This window comes from Bradyrhizobium sp. Tv2a-2, from assembly GCF_000472425.1.
In the GTDB taxonomy this organism is placed as follows: Bacteria; Pseudomonadota; Alphaproteobacteria; order Rhizobiales; family Xanthobacteraceae; genus Bradyrhizobium.
Map to the genome: position 1 here is coordinate 87,860 of NZ_AXAI01000006.1, position 17,465 is coordinate 105,324.

Annotated in this window: 17 protein-coding genes; 12 read left to right on the forward strand and 5 right to left on the reverse strand. The window is 63.2% G+C overall.

Translation table 11 applies throughout. The features are described 5' to 3' along the window. Window positions 1-2 precede the first annotated feature (2 nt). Window positions 3-998, forward strand: coding sequence for a tRNA dihydrouridine(20/20a) synthase DusA (gene dusA / locus A3AI_RS0113600; RefSeq protein ID WP_084800913.1), 996 nt, complete (start codon window positions 3-5; stop codon window positions 996-998). 112 nt (window positions 999-1,110) lie between these two features. On the opposite strand, the gene A3AI_RS0113605 is transcribed toward dusA, so the two are convergent. After that, window positions 1,111-2,412 carry an MFS transporter gene (locus A3AI_RS0113605; protein ID WP_024516107.1) on the reverse strand — a complete coding sequence of 434 codons (1,302 nt, stop codon included), beginning with the start codon at window positions 2,410-2,412 and terminating at the stop codon, window positions 1,111-1,113. Between the two features lie 166 nt (window positions 2,413-2,578). On the opposite strand from A3AI_RS0113605, the gene cyoA reads away from it, so the two are divergent. From cyoA to A3AI_RS0113640, 7 genes are read left to right on the forward strand one after another with little or no spacing between them, the layout of a single operon-like run. Beyond that, window positions 2,579-3,745, forward strand: coding sequence for a ubiquinol oxidase subunit II (cyoA, locus tag A3AI_RS0113610; protein ID WP_024516108.1), 1,167 nt, complete (start codon window positions 2,579-2,581; stop codon window positions 3,743-3,745). A gap of 11 nt (window positions 3,746-3,756) precedes the next feature. Next, window positions 3,757-5,766: a cytochrome o ubiquinol oxidase subunit I gene (cyoB, locus tag A3AI_RS0113615; protein WP_024516109.1), complete on the forward strand. Its 2,010-nt coding sequence runs from the start codon at window positions 3,757-3,759 to the stop codon at window positions 5,764-5,766. Next, entirely contained in the window at window positions 5,763-6,398 is a 636-nt protein-coding gene (gene cyoC / locus A3AI_RS0113620; RefSeq protein WP_024516110.1) for a cytochrome o ubiquinol oxidase subunit III, read from the forward strand. Before cyoB ends, cyoC begins: the two co-directional genes overlap by 4 nt. Next, entirely contained in the window at window positions 6,395-6,775 is a 381-nt protein-coding gene (cyoD, locus tag A3AI_RS0113625; protein WP_024516111.1) for a cytochrome o ubiquinol oxidase subunit IV, read from the forward strand. The genes cyoC and cyoD overlap by 4 nt, the downstream gene beginning before the upstream one ends. Then, the gene (locus A3AI_RS0113630) at window positions 6,772-7,632 is read left to right on the forward strand and encodes an SURF1 family protein (RefSeq protein ID WP_024516112.1); all 861 of its coding nucleotides are present in this window, start codon (window positions 6,772-6,774) and stop codon (window positions 7,630-7,632) included. The genes cyoD and A3AI_RS0113630 overlap by 4 nt, the downstream gene beginning before the upstream one ends. Continuing rightward, window positions 7,604-9,001: an ATP-binding protein gene (locus A3AI_RS0113635; RefSeq protein ID WP_036048244.1), complete on the forward strand. Its 1,398-nt coding sequence runs from the start codon at window positions 7,604-7,606 to the stop codon at window positions 8,999-9,001. Before A3AI_RS0113630 ends, A3AI_RS0113635 begins: the two co-directional genes overlap by 29 nt. After that, on the forward strand, window positions 8,991-9,524 hold the full coding sequence (locus tag A3AI_RS0113640) for a response regulator transcription factor (RefSeq protein ID WP_024516114.1): 534 nt from the start codon (window positions 8,991-8,993) through the stop codon (window positions 9,522-9,524). Before A3AI_RS0113635 ends, A3AI_RS0113640 begins: the two co-directional genes overlap by 11 nt. 10 nt (window positions 9,525-9,534) lie before the next feature. Here the strand turns inward: A3AI_RS0113640 and A3AI_RS0113645 are convergent, their stop codons facing one another. From A3AI_RS0113645 to A3AI_RS0113660, 4 genes are all read right to left on the reverse strand, one after another. Next, complete coding sequence (locus A3AI_RS0113645) at window positions 9,535-10,047, reverse strand: TIGR02281 family clan AA aspartic protease (RefSeq protein WP_024516115.1); 513 nt, start codon at window positions 10,045-10,047, stop codon at window positions 9,535-9,537. Between the two features lie 25 nt (window positions 10,048-10,072). After that, a complete protein-coding gene (locus tag A3AI_RS0113650; RefSeq protein WP_024516116.1) occupies window positions 10,073-10,273 on the reverse strand; it encodes a DUF1289 domain-containing protein in 201 nt (66 codons plus the stop codon). Window positions 10,274-10,314: 41 nt separating this feature from the next. Beyond that, window positions 10,315-11,928, reverse strand: a complete 1,614-nt coding sequence (locus A3AI_RS0113655) for a sensor histidine kinase (protein WP_024516117.1) — start codon at window positions 11,926-11,928, stop codon at window positions 10,315-10,317. A gap of 161 nt (window positions 11,929-12,089) precedes the next feature. Continuing rightward, on the reverse strand, window positions 12,090-12,959 hold the full coding sequence (locus A3AI_RS0113660) for an NAD(P)-dependent oxidoreductase (protein WP_024516118.1): 870 nt from the start codon (window positions 12,957-12,959) through the stop codon (window positions 12,090-12,092). A gap of 171 nt (window positions 12,960-13,130) precedes the next feature. Between A3AI_RS0113660 and A3AI_RS0113665 the strand changes: the two genes are divergently transcribed. From A3AI_RS0113665 to A3AI_RS0113680, 4 genes are all read left to right on the forward strand, one after another. Further along, window positions 13,131-13,568 (forward strand): VOC family protein, encoded by a 438-nt coding sequence (locus A3AI_RS0113665; RefSeq protein WP_024516119.1) that lies wholly within the window; start codon window positions 13,131-13,133, stop codon window positions 13,566-13,568. A gap of 105 nt (window positions 13,569-13,673) precedes the next feature. Further along, the gene (gene apbC / locus A3AI_RS0113670) at window positions 13,674-14,807 is read left to right on the forward strand and encodes an iron-sulfur cluster carrier protein ApbC (protein WP_024516120.1); all 1,134 of its coding nucleotides are present in this window, start codon (window positions 13,674-13,676) and stop codon (window positions 14,805-14,807) included. A 201-nt stretch (window positions 14,808-15,008) separates the two neighbouring features. Continuing rightward, entirely contained in the window at window positions 15,009-16,100 is a 1,092-nt protein-coding gene (locus A3AI_RS0113675) for a TRAP transporter substrate-binding protein (protein WP_024516121.1), read from the forward strand. Between the two features lie 229 nt (window positions 16,101-16,329). After that, window positions 16,330-17,418 carry a TRAP transporter substrate-binding protein gene (locus A3AI_RS0113680; RefSeq protein WP_024516122.1) on the forward strand — a complete coding sequence of 363 codons (1,089 nt, stop codon included), beginning with the start codon at window positions 16,330-16,332 and terminating at the stop codon, window positions 17,416-17,418. The last annotated feature ends 47 nt before the right edge of the window (window positions 17,419-17,465 follow it).

The following is a 17,465-nucleotide window of genomic DNA, read 5'->3' on the forward strand; positions in this document are numbered from 1 at the left end:
AATTGAAATCGCAAGACTATCGATTTTCCGTCGCGCCCATGATGGATTGGACCGACCGCCATTGCCGTGTCTTTCATCGGCTGTTGTCGGCTCGCGCGCGGCTTTACACCGAGATGCTGACGAGCGCGGCCATCGTCCATGGCGATCGCGCGCGGTTGCTTGGCTTTGACCGAAGCGAGCACCCCGTCGCGCTTCAGCTCGGCGGGGCCGATCCTCGCGAGCTCGCCGTCGCCGCAAAGATCGGCGAGGATTTTGGCTATGACGAGATCAACCTCAATGTCGGCTGCCCGTCCGATAGGGTGAAGGAGGGGCGGTTCGGGGCCTGCCTGATGGCCGAGCCCGCGCTCGTCGTGTCCGGCGTGGAGGCGATGACGCGCGCGGTTGAGATTCCGGTCACGGTGAAATGCCGCATCGGCATCGATGATCAGGATCCCGAAGTCGCACTCGACGTTCTGGCGCGTGGCGTCGTGGAAGCGGGCGCCGATGCGGTTATCGTGCATGCGCGCAAGGCCTGGCTGCAGGGCCTGTCGCCGAAGGAAAACCGCGACATCCCGCCGCTCGATTATGACCGCGTCTACCGGCTCAAGGCCGCGATGCCCGATGTGCCCGTCATCATCAACGGCGGCATCGGCAGCATCGCGGAAGCCAAGGCGCATCTTGCCCATGTCGATGGCGTGATGCTGGGGCGCGCCGCCTACCAGGAGCCGTGGCGCCTGCTCGAGGTGGATTCCGAATTGTTCGGCGAGGCCGCGCCGCAGGCAACGATGAAGGACGCGCTCGAGGCCATGTTCCCGTATATCGACGCGGCGCTGGCGAGGGGCACGCGGCTGCATGCGATCACCCGACACTTCGTCGGCGCCTATCATGGCGTGCCCGGCGCGCGCCATTTTCGCCGTCATCTCGCCGAGCACGGCACGAGGCCGGGCGCCGGGATCGAGGTGCTGCGCGATGCGATCGCGCTGGTGGAAGATCGCAAGCCGGTCGCAGTCGCGGCCTAAAAAGCATTTTCGGTTCTGATTGAATCAGAACCGAAGCTCTAGATTCTTGCTTTGACGCGTTTTCTTCACGCGAACCGGTGTCCACTTCGCTCGAAAACGCTAGCTCCTTGCTTTACTCGATCGTCTTGTCGGGCCCGCTGAGCCACAGCGCGAGCAGGGTCCAGAACGCCCCCGACAACAGATAGGCGCCGGCCGACATCAGGCCGAGGCGGCTCGCCAGCAGCAGTGCTGCCAGCGGCGCAAATCCCGCGCCGAACAGCCAGGCGAGGTCTGAGGTAATAGCGGAGGCCGTGTAGCGATAGGTCCGGGCAAAGTTGGAGGCGATCGAGCCGGAGGACTGGCCGAATGACAGCCCGAGCAGGATGAAGCCGAGCACCATGTAGATGGTCTCGCCGGCCGGACCGGCATCGAGCAGTTGCGGGGCGAAGCCGCTATAGACCGCGATCGCCAGTGCCGAGCCGATCAGCAGCGATTTACGTCCGATCCGGTCGGCCAGCACGCCGGAGGCGATGATGGCGAGCACGCCGAAGGCTGCGCCCTCCATTTCGATGGCCAGGAATCGCACCGGGCTCTCGCGGGTGAATAGAAACACCCAGGACAGCGGGAATACCGTGACCATGTGGAACAGCGCAAAGCTTGCCAGCGGCGCGAACGCGCCGAGCATCACATGGCGTCCTTCGTGGGCGATGGTGTCGCTGATGCGGGCCGGCTGCAGCTCGCGGCTTTCGAACAGCGACGAATATTCCGGCGTCGCCACCATGCGCAGCCGAGCGAACAGCGCCACCACGTTGATGGCAAAGGCGACGAAGAACGGGTAGCGCCAGCCCCAGTCGAAGAAGTCGTCGGCCGAGAGATAGCCGGCAAAGAAGGCAAACAGCGCACTCGCCACGATCAGTCCGAGCGGCGCACCGAGTTGCGGCACCATGGCGTACCAGCCGCGGCGATCGGGTGGCGCGTTCAGCGCGAGCAGCGAGGCTAGCCCGTCCCACGCGCCGCCCCAGGCAACGCCCTGGCCAATGCGGGCGAGCGCGAGCAGCCAGATCGCGGCCGCGCCGATCGCGTCGTAGCCCGGCAGGAAGGCGATCCCGACCGTCGCGGTGCCGAGCAGGAACAGAGCAATGATCAGCTTGACGCTCTTGCCGTAGTTGCGGTCGACCGCCATGAAAATCACGGTCCCCAACGGGCGGGCGAGGAACGCGAGGGCGAAGATCCCGAAAGAATAAAGAGTGCCCGTGAGCTCATTGACGAACGGGAACACCAGCTTCGGGAAAACGATCACCGAGGCGATGGCATAGACGAAAAAGTCGAAGAATTCGGAGGTGCGCCCGACGATCACGCCGATCGCGATCTCTCCGGGATGGGCTCCTTCGTGTGGATCACCTCCGGCCAGCGCCGGCGCATCTATCATCGCCATAATGCCATTCGTCTTCGCTTTTGGGGCAGGGCCCCGATTGTGTCATCCGGCTGTTTCTGCGTTTTGTGGGCACTGCAACATTGGACAAATTGTCCAATGTCGGAATTGTTGCGGCGCAGCTACCCGTTGGCCCGAAAAGAGAAAATCTGCTCCTACGGGTTGCCTCGTGAATCGCTTGAAACTCCTGATCCTGCTACCTCTGGCTTTAGCCTTGAGTGGATGCGACTTTGTCGTGTTGGCTCCGGCCGGTGATGTCGCCCTCCAGCAGCGCGACCTCGTCATCATCTCCACCGTCCTGATGCTGCTGATCGTGCTGCCGGTGATGGCGCTTACGGTCTTGTTCGCCTGGCGCTACCGCCAGTCGAACGCGGCGGCGCGCTACGAGCCGGAATGGGATCACTCCACCCAGCTCGAACTCGTGATCTGGTCGGCGCCACTTCTGATCATCGTATGCCTGGGCGCGGTGACCTGGATGGGGACGCATTTGCTCGACCCCTACCGCATGCTCGGCCGCATCGCTTCGGACCGTCCGGTCGACAGCGGACGGGCGCCGATCGAGGTGGAGGTGGTCGCGCTCGACTGGAAGTGGCTCTTCATCTATCCCGATTACGGTGTCGCCACGGTCAATGAGCTGGCAGCACCCGTCAACCGGCCCATCAACTTCCACATCACCGCATCCTCGGTGATGAATTCCTTCTACGTCCCAGCGCTGGCGGGCCAGATCTACGCCATGCCCGGCATGGAGACCTCGCTGCATGCGGTGGTCAACAAGGAGGGCACCTATAAAGGCTTTTCCGCGAACTACAGCGGCGCCGGCTTCTCCGGCATGCACTTCGCCTTCGAAGGCCTGACCGACGAGGGCTTTGACGCCTGGATCGCGCGCGCCAAGGCGAGCGGCAATACGCTCGGCCGCAGCGACTATCTCGAGCTCGAGCGTCCGAGCGAGAACGTGCCCGTGCGCCGCTATGCCTCCGTCGATCGCGAGATATTCAACGCCGTGCTCAACATGTGTGTCGAGCCCGGCAAGATGTGCATGAGCGAGATGACGGCCATCGACGCCAAGGGTGGGCTGGGCATGGCCGGAATCGAGAACACCCTGCCGCTGAATTACGACAAGTCCGCACGGCGCGGAGCAGTGTTCGGCCCCGAGCCCGCCTATGTTCTCGGCGCCTGCTCAACCGACGCGCCGGGCGCGCGCGAGGCGAGGGATATCAGGGCGCCGGTCAACGCCACGCCGCTGATGGGCGCCGGGCTGAAGCCGCCTTACCTCGGCCAATCGCGCCGGTCCTCCACGTCGTTCCTCTCGGCACTGCGTCCGAAATCCGATTCTTGAACGAGAGCGCAATGTTCAACAATCCCGACCTCCTCAAATTCATCTTCGGCCGGCTGACGCTGGACTCGCTGCCGCTGCACGAGCCGATCATCCTCGGCACGTTCGCCGTGGTCGCCATGGGCGGCGTCGCGGTGTTCGGCGCCATCACCTATTTCCGCCTGTGGAGCTATCTGTGGCGCGAGTGGTTCACCACGGTCGACCACAAGCGCATCGGCATCATGTACATGATCCTCGGCATCGTGATGCTGCTCCGCGGCTTTGCGGACGCGCTGATGATGCGCATGCAGCAGGCGATTGCTTTCAACGGTTCGGAAGGCTTCCTGCCTGCGCATCACTATGACCAGGTGTTCACGGCGCATGGCGTGATCATGATTTTCTTCGTGGCCATGCCGCTGGTCACGGGCCTCATGAACTACGTCGTGCCGCTGCAGATCGGCGCACGCGACGTGTCGTTCCCGTTCCTGAACAATTTCAGTTTCTGGATGACGACGGCCGGCGCGGTGCTGGTGATGATGTCGCTGTTCGTCGGCGAGTTCGCCCGCACCGGCTGGCTCGCCTATCCGCCGTTGTCGAACCTCGGCTACAGCCCCGATGCCGGCGTCGACTATTACATCTGGGCGCTGCAGGTGGCGGGTGTCGGCACACTGCTATCGGGCGTCAACCTGATCTGCACCATCGTGAAACTGCGCGCGCCCGGCATGACCATGATGCGGATGCCAGTGTTCACCTGGACCGCGCTCTGCACCAACGTTCTGATCGTGGCGTCCTTCCCGGTGCTCACCGCCGTGCTCGCGCTGCTGTCGCTCGACCGCTATGTCGGCACCGATTTCTTCACCAATGATTTCGGCGGCAATCCGATGATGTATGTCAACCTCATCTGGATCTGGGGCCATCCCGAAGTCTACATCCTCATCCTGCCCGCCTTCGGCATCTTCTCCGAGGTCACCTCGACCTTCTCGGGCAAGCGGCTGTTCGGCTACACCTCGATGGTCTACGCCACGGTGGTCATCACCATCCTGTCCTACCTCGTCTGGCTGCACCACTTCTTCACCATGGGCTCCGGCGCCAGCGTCAACTCCTTCTTCGGCATCACCACCATGATCATCTCGATCCCGACCGGGGCGAAGATGTTCAACTGGCTGTTCACGATGTATCGCGGCCGTATCCGCTTCGAGTTGCCGATGATGTGGACGATGGCGTTCATGCTGACGTTTGTGATCGGCGGCATGACCGGCGTGCTGCTCGCGGTGCCGCCGGCCGACTTTGTGCTGCATAACAGCCTGTTCCTGGTCGCCCATTTCCACAACGTCATCATTGGCGGCGTGGTCTTCGGGATCTTTGCCGGCATTGCCTACTGGTTCCCGAAGGCGTTTGGCTTCCGGCTCGATCCGTTCTGGGGCAAGCTGTCGTTCTGGTTCTGGGTGGTCGGCTTCTACTTCGCCTTCATGCCGCTTTACGTGCTGGGACTGATGGGCGTGACGCGGCGGTTGCGCGTGTTCGACGATCCATCGCTGCAGATATGGTTTGTGATCGCGGCTGTCGGCGCGCTCATGGTCTTCCTCGGCATCGTCTGCTTCCTGGTGCAGATCGCGGTCAGCGTGCTCAGGCGCGAGCAGCTGCGCGACGTCACCGGCGATCCCTGGAACGCGCGGACGCTGGAATGGGCGACCTCGTCGCCGCCGCCGGACTATAACTTCGCCTTCACGCCCGTCGTCCATGACAGCGACGCCTGGTGGGACATGAAGCACCGCGGCTACAGCCGTCCGCTCACCGGCTTCAAGCCGATTCACATGCCGAGCAACACCGGCACCGGGGTCATTCTTGCCGGGCTGAGCACGGCGTTTGCAGTGGGCATGATCTGGTATATGTGGTGGCTCGCGGGCCTCAGCTTCATCGCGCTCATTGCGGTCGCCATCGGCCACACCTTCAACTACCACCGCGACTTCCACATCCCGGCCGATACGGTCGTGCGGGAGGAAAACGCGCGGACGCGTCTGCTTGGCGCGGGAGCAAAGCCATGAGCATCAACGTCAATCCCGCGCAGGCCTCGACCGCGCAGCCGATCTTTTACGTCCTCGACGAGCACGACCACGCCGAGGGCGGCAGCACCATGCTCGGCTTCTGGATCTACCTGATGAGCGACTGTCTCATCTTCGCGATCCTGTTTGCCACCTATGGCGTGCTCGGCAGCAACTATGCTGCCGGTCCCGCGCCGAAGGATCTGTTCGACCTGCCGCTGGTCGCGGTCAACACCTCGATGCTGCTGTTGTCGTCGATCACCTACGGCTTTGCGATGCTCTCGATGGAGCGGTCGCGGATCGCGGCGACGCAAGTCTGGCTCGCGATCACCGGTCTCTTTGGCCTTGCCTTCGTCGGCATCGAGCTCTCCGAGTTCCGCCACATGATCCATGAAGGCGCGACGCCGCAGCGCAGCGCGTTCCTGTCGTCGTTCTTCACCCTGGTCGGCACCCACGGGCTGCATGTCTCGTTCGGCCTTGTCTGGCTGACGACGCTGATGGTGCAGGTCTGGCGCTTCGGCCTGATCGAAGCCAACAAGCGGCGGCTGATGTGCCTGTCCATGTTCTGGCACTTCCTCGACGTGGTCTGGATCGGCGTCTTCACCTTCGTCTATCTCCTGGGAATGTTGCGATGAGCGCAGAAACTCACTCCGGCCACGTGGCGCATGACGACCACGGCATGGCGCATGGCGAAATCACGCTGTCGGGCTATCTGACCGGCTTCTTCCTGTCGGTCGTTCTGACCGCGGTGCCGTTCTATCTCGTCATGAGCGGCGTGCTCGGTGACAAGCAGGTCACCGCGCTGGTGGTCATGGCCTTCGCCGCGGTGCAGATCGTAGTGCACATGATCTACTTCCTGCACATGAACACGACGTCTGAAGGCGGCTGGACCATGATGGCGCTGATCTTCACCGTCGTCATGGTGGTGATCGCCATGACCGGATCGCTCTGGGTTATGCATCATCTCAACATCAACATGATGCCGACCCACGAGATGGGCCGGATGCAGTGACAGAGCAGCGGCCCGGCGACGCCTCGAACGCCGTCTCCGAGGGGGCGGCGAGTAAGGTGCGCGCGAGGCCGTTTTCACCATGGCTGGCGCTTGTTGCGCTGCTTGTCATTGCTGGCCTGATCGCGCTCGGGATCTGGCAGGTCGAGCGTCGCGCCTGGAAGCTTGCGCTGATCGACAGGGTCGAGCATCGTCTCCACGCCGTGTCCGAGCCGATGCCGGCGCCGGCATCCTGGTCTGCAATCGATGCCGTCAAAGACGAATACCGGCGGATCACCGTCACGGGTCGGTTCCTGCATGATCGCGAGACGCTGGTGAAGGCCGTCACCGATGACGGCGCCGGTTTTTGGGTGCTCACGCCGCTCGAGACGGCAGACGGTGCCGTGGTCCTGATCAATCGCGGCTTCGTGCCGCCGGAGCGGCGCGACCAGGCGACGCGGCGTGACCGCGATCCGGCTGCACCGGTGGTCATCACGGGCCTGTTACGGCTAACGGAGCCCAAGGGCGGTTTCCTGCGCAACAATGACCCGGCGGGGGAACACTGGTATTCGCGGGATGTTGAGGCCATCGCCGCCGCCCGAGGCTTGCCGCGCGTCGCCCCATTCTTTATCGATGCCGATGCCACGCCTAACCGGAGCGGCTATCCGCGCGGCGGGCTGACGGTCGTCAAGTTTCACAACAACCACCTGATTTATGCACTGACATGGTTTGGCTTGGCCCTTATGTTGGCCGTCATGCTCGCCGGCGCGTTGTTGCGTTCCGCCGGTGCCGCCCGCTCTGTCCGCCTGTCGCCGGGCGGAGCCCGCGTCCTCACGCGCAGGACGGGACCAGATGCTGAAGAGGTTGCAGGGTCCATCTGAGGCCGCCGGGACGTCCGCGCTCGGCGAGGACGCTGCCGCATTGGCTTTGCCCAATCGCGCTGGCCCCGAGGCTGTCGGCACGGCCGTCTCGCCGCCGACAGGCGACACGACCAATCGCAAGAACATGGTGTTGCTGATCCAGCTGCGCTGGACCGCAGTGATCGGGCAGGTTGCTACCATCACCTTCGTCGATTTCTGGCTAGGCATCGCCTTGCCGCTCGCCGCCATGGGCGCGGTGATTGGTGCCCTGGTGACACTCAATATCGCGAGCATGATCTGGGTCCGCTATCGCACCGAGATCGGCAGCCGGGAATTGCTGTTCGCCTTGATGTTCGATGTCGTCGCACTGACCTTGCAGCTCTATCTGAGCGGTGGCGCGGCCAATCCCTTCACCTCGCTCTATCTGCTGCAGGTCACGCTCGGTGCGGTGCTGCTCGACGCCCGCTCGAGCTGGTCGCTGGTGGTGCTGAGCTGCGTGAGCTTCGGCTGGCTCACGATTTCCTATCATCCGCTGGAACTGCCGCATCACATGGATGATCCGTTCAGCCTGCATGTCGCCGGCATGTTCGTCGGCTTCATGCTGGACGCAGTGCTGCTCGTGATTTTCGTGACCCGCATCAACCGCAATTTGCGGGAGCGCGATGCGCATCTCGCTGCGCTGCGCCAGCATGCCGCCGAGCAGGACCATATCGTCCGGATGGGCTTGCTCGCCTCCGGCGCCGCGCATGAGCTCGGAACGCCGCTCGCTTCGCTGTCGGTCATCCTGAGCGATTGGCGCCGCATGCCCGCGCTGACGGCGGAGTTGGAGATCGCCGACGACCTCGCCGAGATGGAAGCCTCGCTGCAGCGCTGCAAGACCATCGTCACGGGCATTCTCGTCTCGGCCGGCCAGGCGCGCGGCGAAGGCTCCGCGCCGACCACCATCACCGCATTCCTCACCGCGCTGGTCGAGGAGTGGCGCGAGGCGCGCTCGGTGAATTGCCTGCAGTTCAGGAACGCGGTTGGCACTGACCTTACCATCGTCTCCGACGTGACCTTGAAGCAGGCGATCTTCAACGTGCTCGACAATGCGCTGGAAGTCTCGCGCGACTGGGTTGAGCTTGCGGTCGAGCGCGACGGCGACACTTTGGTGCTGTCCGTCAGCGATCGCGGCCCCGGCTTCCCGCCCGAAATTCTCGCGCAGCTTGGCCGGCCCTATCAATCCAGCAAGGGCCGTCCGGGGAGCGGGCTCGGCCTGTTCCTGGTCGTCAACGTCATCCGCAAGCTCGGCGGCGTGGTGACGGCGCAGAACCACCGCAAGCGCGGTGCGACCATCAGGCTTGCGCTGCCCTTGGCGACGCTTGCCATCGGAGGCCACTTTGACGGCTGAACGGAACCTGGTGATCGTGGAGGACGATGACGGCTTTGCCCGCACGCTGAAGCGCTCGTTCGAACGCCGCGGCTACGAGGTCGTGGTCACGGCGTCGCTGGACGAGTTGCGCAAGGTTCTGGAGGAGAAATCTCCCGGCCATGCCGTGGTCGATCTCAAGCTCGGCGGCGCGTCGGGCCTTGCCTGCGTCGAGGCGCTGCATGCGCATGATCCGGAGATGCTGATCGTGGTGCTGACCGGCTTTGCCAGCATTGCGACCGCGGTCGAGGCCATCAAGTTAGGGGCCTGCCATTATCTGGCAAAACCAGCCAACACCGATGATATCGAAGCCGCGTTCCAGAAGGCCGAAGGCAATGCAGAGATCGCGCTCGCCGAGCGCCCGACCTCGATCAAGACGCTGGAATGGGAGCGCATCCATCAGACTTTGATCGAGACCGACTTCAACATTTCGGAAGCCGCGCGCCGCCTCGGCATGCACCGCCGGACCCTGGCGCGAAAGCTCGAGAAGCGGCAGGTGAAGTGAGGCTGCTGCTTTAGGGATAGCCGCGCAGCATCAAATGGTCTGAGCGGACCTCCCAGCTTTCCAGCCGGTCGAGGAAGCTCATGCCGAGCAGGTTGGTCTTCATCTGGCCATGCGGCACCACCAGCGCCGGGACCGAACGCTCGACCAGCTTGCCGATCGCAAGCCGGTCCAGGGTCAGCCGCGCCGCCTTGGTATGGCCGCCGGCGGTCTCGACGTCGACATCGTACTCCAATAGCTCCAGCGGAAGGCCCGCGGCGCGCGCGGTTTCGTAGGTGAGCACCACCGAGGTGGCGCCGGTGTCGACCACCATGGGAGCGATGACGCCGTTGATTCTGGCGCGCAGTGCGAACTCGCCATTCTGGCCGCGCGCGATCTGCACCGCTCGGGAGGTTGACAGCGAGCGCTCGCGCATCACTTCCGACAGCGTCTCGCTGGCGCGCGCGACCCGCTCCGGATCCTTGTAGGCGACCACGGCGCCTGCGGTGAAGGCCAGCATGATCAGGACCAAAACCATGCGGCTCATCGCGCGCCTCCTGCGTGGCGGCGCGTCAGCCCGCTTTGCCGCCGCCTGACGGCTTGAGCCCAGCGTCCAGCATGCGCCGGGTGAGGGTGGCCATCACGGCCTGCCGCTCGGCGCTTTCCAGGCGATGCCAGCTTGCGATCTCCGGCAGCGTGCGGCCGCAGCCGTAACAGAGGCCACTTCCGGGATCGATCATACAGACTGCGATGCACGGCGATTCTTTGCTCATCAGGAATGATAGTGAAGGCGATTTCAATGCCGGCGCAAGAGCTAGATTCCTGTGCCGGCACTCATGATCGGCTTGTGCCGCACGCGCCGCCTTTCCTCCGGGGTTGCGGTGCCTGCGGTCTCCGGCTGCAGCGGCGGCGCCTCGTCGATCGTAGGTTCGACCATCGGGGCGAGCGCCGACATCACCCGTTCCGGCGGGAAGGTGACGATGACCTCGGTGCCGATCCGCAGCTTCGATTTCAGCGTGAAGGTGCCGCCATGCATGTCGACCAGGCTTTTGGCGATCGGCAGGCCGAGGCCCGCGCCTTGCTCGGCGGATTTGATCGAGTTGGAGCCCTGGCCGAAGGAGGCGAGCACGATCGGGATTTCCTCTTCGGGAATGCCGGAGCCGGTGTCCTTCACGCTCAGATATTGTCCGCCCGACGCGGTCCAGCCGACCTTGAGCCAGATCTCGCCGCCTTGCGGGGTGAACTTGATCGAGTTGGACAACAGGTTCAGCACGATCTGGCGGACCGCGCGCTCATCGCCCCAGATTTTCGGCATGCCAATCTCGAACATCTCGTGGATGGTGATGCCGCGGGTCGATGCGCGCAGTTTCAACAGATGATGGCAATCGGCCACCACGTTGACCAGCGCCACCGCTTCCTCGTTGAGCTCGTAGCGGCCGGCTTCGATGCGCGAGAGGTCGAGGATCTCGTTGATCAGGTTGAGCAGGTGCACGCCGGAATTATGGATGTCGGCAGAATATTCCTTGTAGACCGGCACCGCATGGGCGCCGAAGATCTCGCTCTTCATCACCTCGGAGAATCCGAGGATGGCGTTGAGCGGCGTGCGCAGCTCATGGCTCATCTGCGCCAGGAAGCGCGACTTCGCGACATTGGCCGCTTCCGCCCGATAGCGCGCCTCGTCCGAGATCGACTTGGCCTGCTCCAGCTCGCCGATCAGCGCGTCTTTTTCCGCGCGCGCTTCCAGCGTCGCAAGCGTCGTCGAATGCAGGCGATGGGCGAGGAGCGCAAAATAACCTTCGGCGGCGAGCGCGAGCGCCGCCAGCACATATTTGTCGAACGTGCCGGCCAGCAGGAAATTCATCGCGATCGCGACCGTCACCGGCACGGTGGCGGCGAGTGCCGCGATCGGCAGGTTGGCGGCGAGCATGCTGGAGACCGCGACCACCAGCAGCGTCAGGAACATCATCACGGTGTCGGAGACGACATCGAGCGCCGGATGGGTCAGAATCGCCATCCAGCACAGGCCGTAGAGCAGGTCGAGCAGCACAAAGCGCGTGCGCCATTTGCGGGTCGAGGCCGGCGTCTGCGGTTCGGACAGGAAGCGGTAGCAGCTGCGCATGATGGCGGCATGGATGCAGAGCATGCCGCAGGTCCAGGCCGCCGCCGGGATCGGCTGCATCCAGAGGCCGAACAGCATGCCCGTCGCGACCACGAGCAGCATCACGACATAGGAGGCGGAGATGCGGGTCTGGGCGTATTGCCGGAGCAGCTCGTGATCGAAGGCCGGACGCGTGCCGCTGGTCGAGGTTAACCGATCGCGCGCCTCGCGCACCCGTTGCTGCGCGGCCCGCCGATGGCTCGCGGAAGCCGCCGCCGGCGGCTCGACCGGAAGCTGTACAACCTCGGGCTTTTCGGCGGGCGCACTCATCAAACAACACAAATCCTGCCCACGAACCGCGCGGGCTTTTTGCATCGTCTATCTCTGGCGCCAAATCCTTAAGAGCTGCCTTAAGAAGCTAAGAATTCTCGTTAACGGATGGTTAAATTAATGACTGTGAGCGCGTCGTCGACGCGCTCAGCATGGCCCGTTCACTTCTCCAGCCGCGCCAGGAGGCTCGACGTGTCCCAGCGCTTGCCGCCGAGCTTCTCGACCTCGGCATAGAACTGGTCGACCAGTGCGGTGACGGGAAGCGTGGCGCCGTTGCGCCGGGCTTCCGCGATGCAGATCGAGAGGTCCTTGCGCATCCATTCCACGGCAAAGCCGAAATCGAACTTGCCCTCGTTCATGGTCTTGTAGCGGTTCTCCATCTGCCAGGACTGTGCGGCGCCCTTGGAGATGGTGTCGATTACGGCCTGCACGTCGAGGCCGGACTTCTTCGCAAAATGAATGCCCTCCGAGAGGCCCTGGACGAGGCCTGCGATACAGATCTGGTTGACCATCTTGGTGAGCTGGCCGGCGCCCGCGGGGCCCAGGCGTTTGCACATCCGCGCATAGGCCGCGATAACAGGCTCGGCGCCGGCGTAAGCGGCTTCGTCGCCGCCGCACATCACCGTGAGCACGCCATTCTCGGCACCGGCCTGGCCGCCGGAGACGGGGGCGTCGACGAATTTGAAGCCGCCCTTGTTGGCCTCAGCGTAGAGTTCGCGTGCGACCTCGGCGGAGGCGGTGGTGTGATCGACAAAGGTCGCGGCCTTCTTCATGCCGGAAAAAGCGCCGTCGGGACCGATGGTGACCGCGCGCAGGTCGTTGTCATTGCCGACGCAGCACATCACGAAATCCTGGCCTTCGGCAGCGGCCTTCGGAGTCGGCGCGGCGCGGCCGCCGAACTTTTCAACCCATTGCCGAGCCTTGGCTGCGGTGCGGTTGTAGACCGTCACCTCATGGCCGCCCTTTTTCACGAGGTATCCAGCCATCGGGAATCCCATGACGCCGAGACCGATAAAAGCGACTTTAGCCATCTGTTCTACCTTGCTACCTTGGGTTCTTGGCCCAGCCGCTTGAGGCCGGGCGGAGGGAAGGGCGCACCATACCCCCTCGAATGTGAAGGGCAACGCCTTCCGTGGCTGTAGGCGGTAAATTCGTGCTAGGATATCCTGTCAACGAAGGCCCAAAAAAAGGGAGTGTTTCGCATGAGCGTGGGCGTGCTCGATCATTTCAACATCCGGACCCGGAAGCTTGCCGATACGGTCCGTTTCTATGAGGACGTTCTGGGGCTGGAGAATGGCGCGCGGCCGAACTTCGCGTTCCCGGGGGCCTGGATGTACAGCGAGGGCAAGCCGGTGGTGCATCTCGTCGATATTTCGCCGACCGCGGAAGCCCAAAAGCCCGATTCCGGCTGCGTCCATCATGTCGCCTTTGTCAGCCGAGGGTTTGATGCCATGCGGCAGCGGCTGCAGTCCAAGGGCATGCAATTCGAGGCACGGCAGGTTCCCGGCGGCGATCTCTGGCAGATCTTCGTCAATGACCCCAACGGCGTCATGATCGAGCTGAATTACGAGGCTGCCAAGGAAGCCAGCGGGGCCGCGCCGGACGTGGCCGCCGACGATATCGGAGCGAAGGTCGCGTAGGCGGGCTGGCCCTGCCGAAGCTCGCAGAGCAAAGGCGGGAACCGCTGTTCTTTTCTGCCAATCCGTCCTATCTGTCCGGAAAGATAGATCGGACGGAGAAGCGTTTTGAGTGTGACGCAGCAACAGGTTCTCGATGCCCTCGCTTTGGTGAAGTCGCCGCGCGGGGTTGCGCTCACCAACGCCAATGTGCTGTCGGCGATTGCCATCAATGATGGCAAGGTGTTTTTCTCCATCAATGTCGATGCGGCCGAGGCGCGCGCCTGGGAAGACGTGCGGGCGGCGGCCGAACGCGCGGTGCGCGCGCTGCCCGGCGTTTCTACTGCGATGATCGCGCTCACCGCCGAGCGCAAGCCGGGAGCGGCTCCGCAGGCTGCAAGGCAGGCTCCAGGGCCGGGCGTGGCGCCGGTCTCATCACACCGTCCGCCGCACAGTCCCGCCGGCTCGCCGATGGCGCGGCAGGCGGAGATTCCCGGCATCGCCGCGGTGATTGCGGTCGCCTCGGGCAAGGGCGGCGTCGGCAAGTCGACCACCGCGCTCAACCTCGCGCTCGGCCTGAAGGCGCTGGGCTTGCGCGTGGGCCTGCTCGATGCCGACATCTACGGTCCCTCGGTGCCGCGGCTAACGGGCATTCGCGAAAAGCCCGAGCTCAATGACGGCCGCAAGATGATCCCGATCGAGCGTTTTGGTCTCTCGATCATGTCGATCGGCTTCCTGGTCGAGGAAGACACCGCGATGATCTGGCGCGGGCCGATGGTGATGTCGGCGATCACCCAGATGCTCCGCGACGTCGCCTGGGGCACGCTCGACGTGCTTGTTGTCGACATGCCCCCGGGTACGGGCGACGCGCAGCTGACGCTTGCGCAGAACGTTCCGCTGAAAGGCGCCGTCATCATCTCCACCCCGCAGGACCTCTCCCTGATCGATGCGCGGCGGGGCTTGGCGATGTTCAAGAAGGTCAACGTCCCAGTGCTCGGCATCATCGAGAACATGAGCTACTTCCAGTGCCCGCATTGCGGCACGCGCTCGGATATATTCGGCCATGGAGGGGCGCGGCATGAGGCTGAGCGGCTCGGTGTTCCGTTCCTCGGCGAAGTACCCCTGCACATCGCGATTCGCGAAACCTCGGATGCCGGAAATCCCGTGGTGGTCAGCGAGCCCGACGGCCCGCATGCTGCGATCTATCGCGCCATTGCAGGTCAGGTGCGCGAGCAGCTCAAGGGTGTGATCGCGGCTGCCTGACGAGGGAGACGGGTCGATCTGCGACTTTGGTTTAATCACCCGTCTGTTTCACCACCTCGTCATGCCAATGTTGCGTTTTCGACCGCGACTTTCCGTGTTAAAGGCCCGCCTCTGAGCGCTTCGGTTCGACTTCAGGTCGCGTCGCCGGAAGCATGCTTGCTATGAATTGGAAAAAACGCGCCACAAGGAGAAGGCCATACAATGAAGCGTCGTGATTTTTTGAAGGTTTCGGCAACCGGAGCGGCCGCCGCGGCAGCAGTTGCATCGCCGGCGATTGCCCAGTCCTCGCCTGAAGTCAAATGGCGCATGACGTCGAGCTTTCCGAAGTCGCTCGACACCATCTATGGCGCGTCGGTCGAGTTCGCGAAATACGTCGCAGACATGACCGACAACAAGTTTCAGATTCAGGTGTTCTCGGCCGGTGAGATCGTGCCGGGCCTGCAGGCGCTGGACGCGACCTCCAACGGTACGGTGGAGATGAGCCACACCGTCTCCTACTATTACGTCGGCAAGGATCCGACCTTCGCGATCTACGCCTCGGTGCCGTTCGGTCTCAATGCACGCATGCAGAATTCCTGGTGGTATCAGGGCGGTGGCCAGGAGCTCGGCAACGAGTTCTTCAAGAAGTTCGGCGTGATCGCGTTTCCCTGCGGCAACACCGGCACGCAGATGGGCGGCTGGTTCCGCAAGGAGATCAAGACGGTCGCCGATCTCTCGGGCCTGAAATTCCGCATCGGCGGCATCGCCGGCCAGGTGTTGCAGAAGGTCGGTGTCGTGCCGCAGCAGCTCGCGGGCGGCGACATCTATCCGGCGCTGGAGAAGGGCACCATCGACGGCGCCGAGTGGGTCGGTCCCTATGACGACGAGAAGCTCGGTTTCCAGAAGGTCGCGAAGTACTACTACTATCCGGGTTTCTGGGAGGGCGGTCCGACCGTCCATGCCTTCTGCAATCTGGACAAGTGGAATTCGCTGCCGAAGAGCTACCAGGCGGTGCTCGAAAATGCCTGCGCCAACGCCAACACCTGGATGGCCGCGCGCTACGACATGCAGAACCCGTCGGCCCTGAAGCGGCTGGTTGCCGGCGGCACGCAGCTGCGCCCCTTCACCAACGAGGTCCTGGAAGCCTGCCTCAAGGCGACCAACGAGCTGTGGGCTGAAATCTCGGCCAAGAACCCCGACTTCAAGAAGTCGATCGACGCCATGCAGGCCTACCGCTCCGACGAATATCTGTGGTGGCAGGTGGCCGAATACACCTTCGACAGCTTCATGATCCGCTCGCGCACCCGCGGCTGATCCTATCCTTAAGTCGTATAGAGAAGCCCGGTCTCGCCAGAGGCCGGGCTTTTTTGCCGCGTCCGGACCTCAAACAGGGGATGGAAATCGGAAACCGTTTGTTCCATGTTTCTGGCATGATCCGGAAAAGTGTGTAGCGGTTTTCCGAACAGATCATGCTCAGTCAAAGAGCCAAGCCTCGGGAAGAAGGCAAATGACACAGTCAAAAACACAATCAGAGGGAGAGAACATGAAACGTCGAGACTTTATCAAGGTCACCGGCTTGGGCGTGGCAGGCGCCGCAAGCGTGGCGGCTCCGGCAATCGCGCAGAGTATGCCGGAGATCAAGTGGCGCATGACGACGAGCTGGCCGAAATCGCTCGACACGCTGCATGGCGGCGCCGAGATGATGGCCAAGATGGTCGGAGAAGCCACCGACAACAAATTCCAGATCCAGACGTTTGCCGCCGGCGAGATTGTGCCCGGCCTGCAGGTGCTGGATGCCGTGCAGAGCGCGACGGTGGAGATGGGCCATACCGCCTCCTACTATTATTTCGGCAAGGACCCGACCTTCACCTTCGGCTCCTCGATCCCGTTCGGGCCCGACATGCGCATCAACCAAGCCTGGTACATGATGGGCGGCGGCAAGGAGATCCTCAACGACTTCTACAAAAGCTACAACATCACCTCGCTTCTTGCCGGTAACACCGGTTGCCAGATGGGTGGCTGGTTCAGGAAGGAGATCAACACCGTCGATGATCTGAAGGGCCTGAAATTCCGCATCGGCGGCTTTGCCGGGCGGGTGATGCAGAAGCTCGGCTGCGTGCCGCAGCAGCTTGCCGGCGGCGACATCTATCCGGCGCTGGAAAAGGGCACCATTGATGCGGCGGAATGGGTCGGCCCCTATGACGACGAGAAGCTCGGCCTCTACAAGGTCGCGCCGCACTACTACTATCCGGGCTGGTGGGAAGGGGGCCCGATGCTGCTCGCCTTCATCAACCTCGACAAATGGAACGCGCTGCCGAAATATTATCAGAGCCTGCTCGAGCAGGCCGGCCACTTCGCCAACAACTGGATGATGGCGAAATACGACACAGTGAATCCAAACGCGCTGCGCAAGCTGCTCGCGGGCGGGGCCAAGCTGCATCCGTTCTCACCGCCGATCATGGAAGCATCGTTCAAGGCAGCCAAGGAGCTGCACAACGAGGTGTCGGCGTCGAACGCGAACTTCAAGAAGGTCTACGAATCCCTGACCAACTATTCCAACAACAGCTACGCTTGGTTCCAGGTCGCCGAAGTCGGCTACGACAACTTCATGGCAAGGCATACGCAGAGTTGAGGGTGGCTGAGAGCGCAAATGTGAAACCCCGGAGCGAGAGCTCCGGG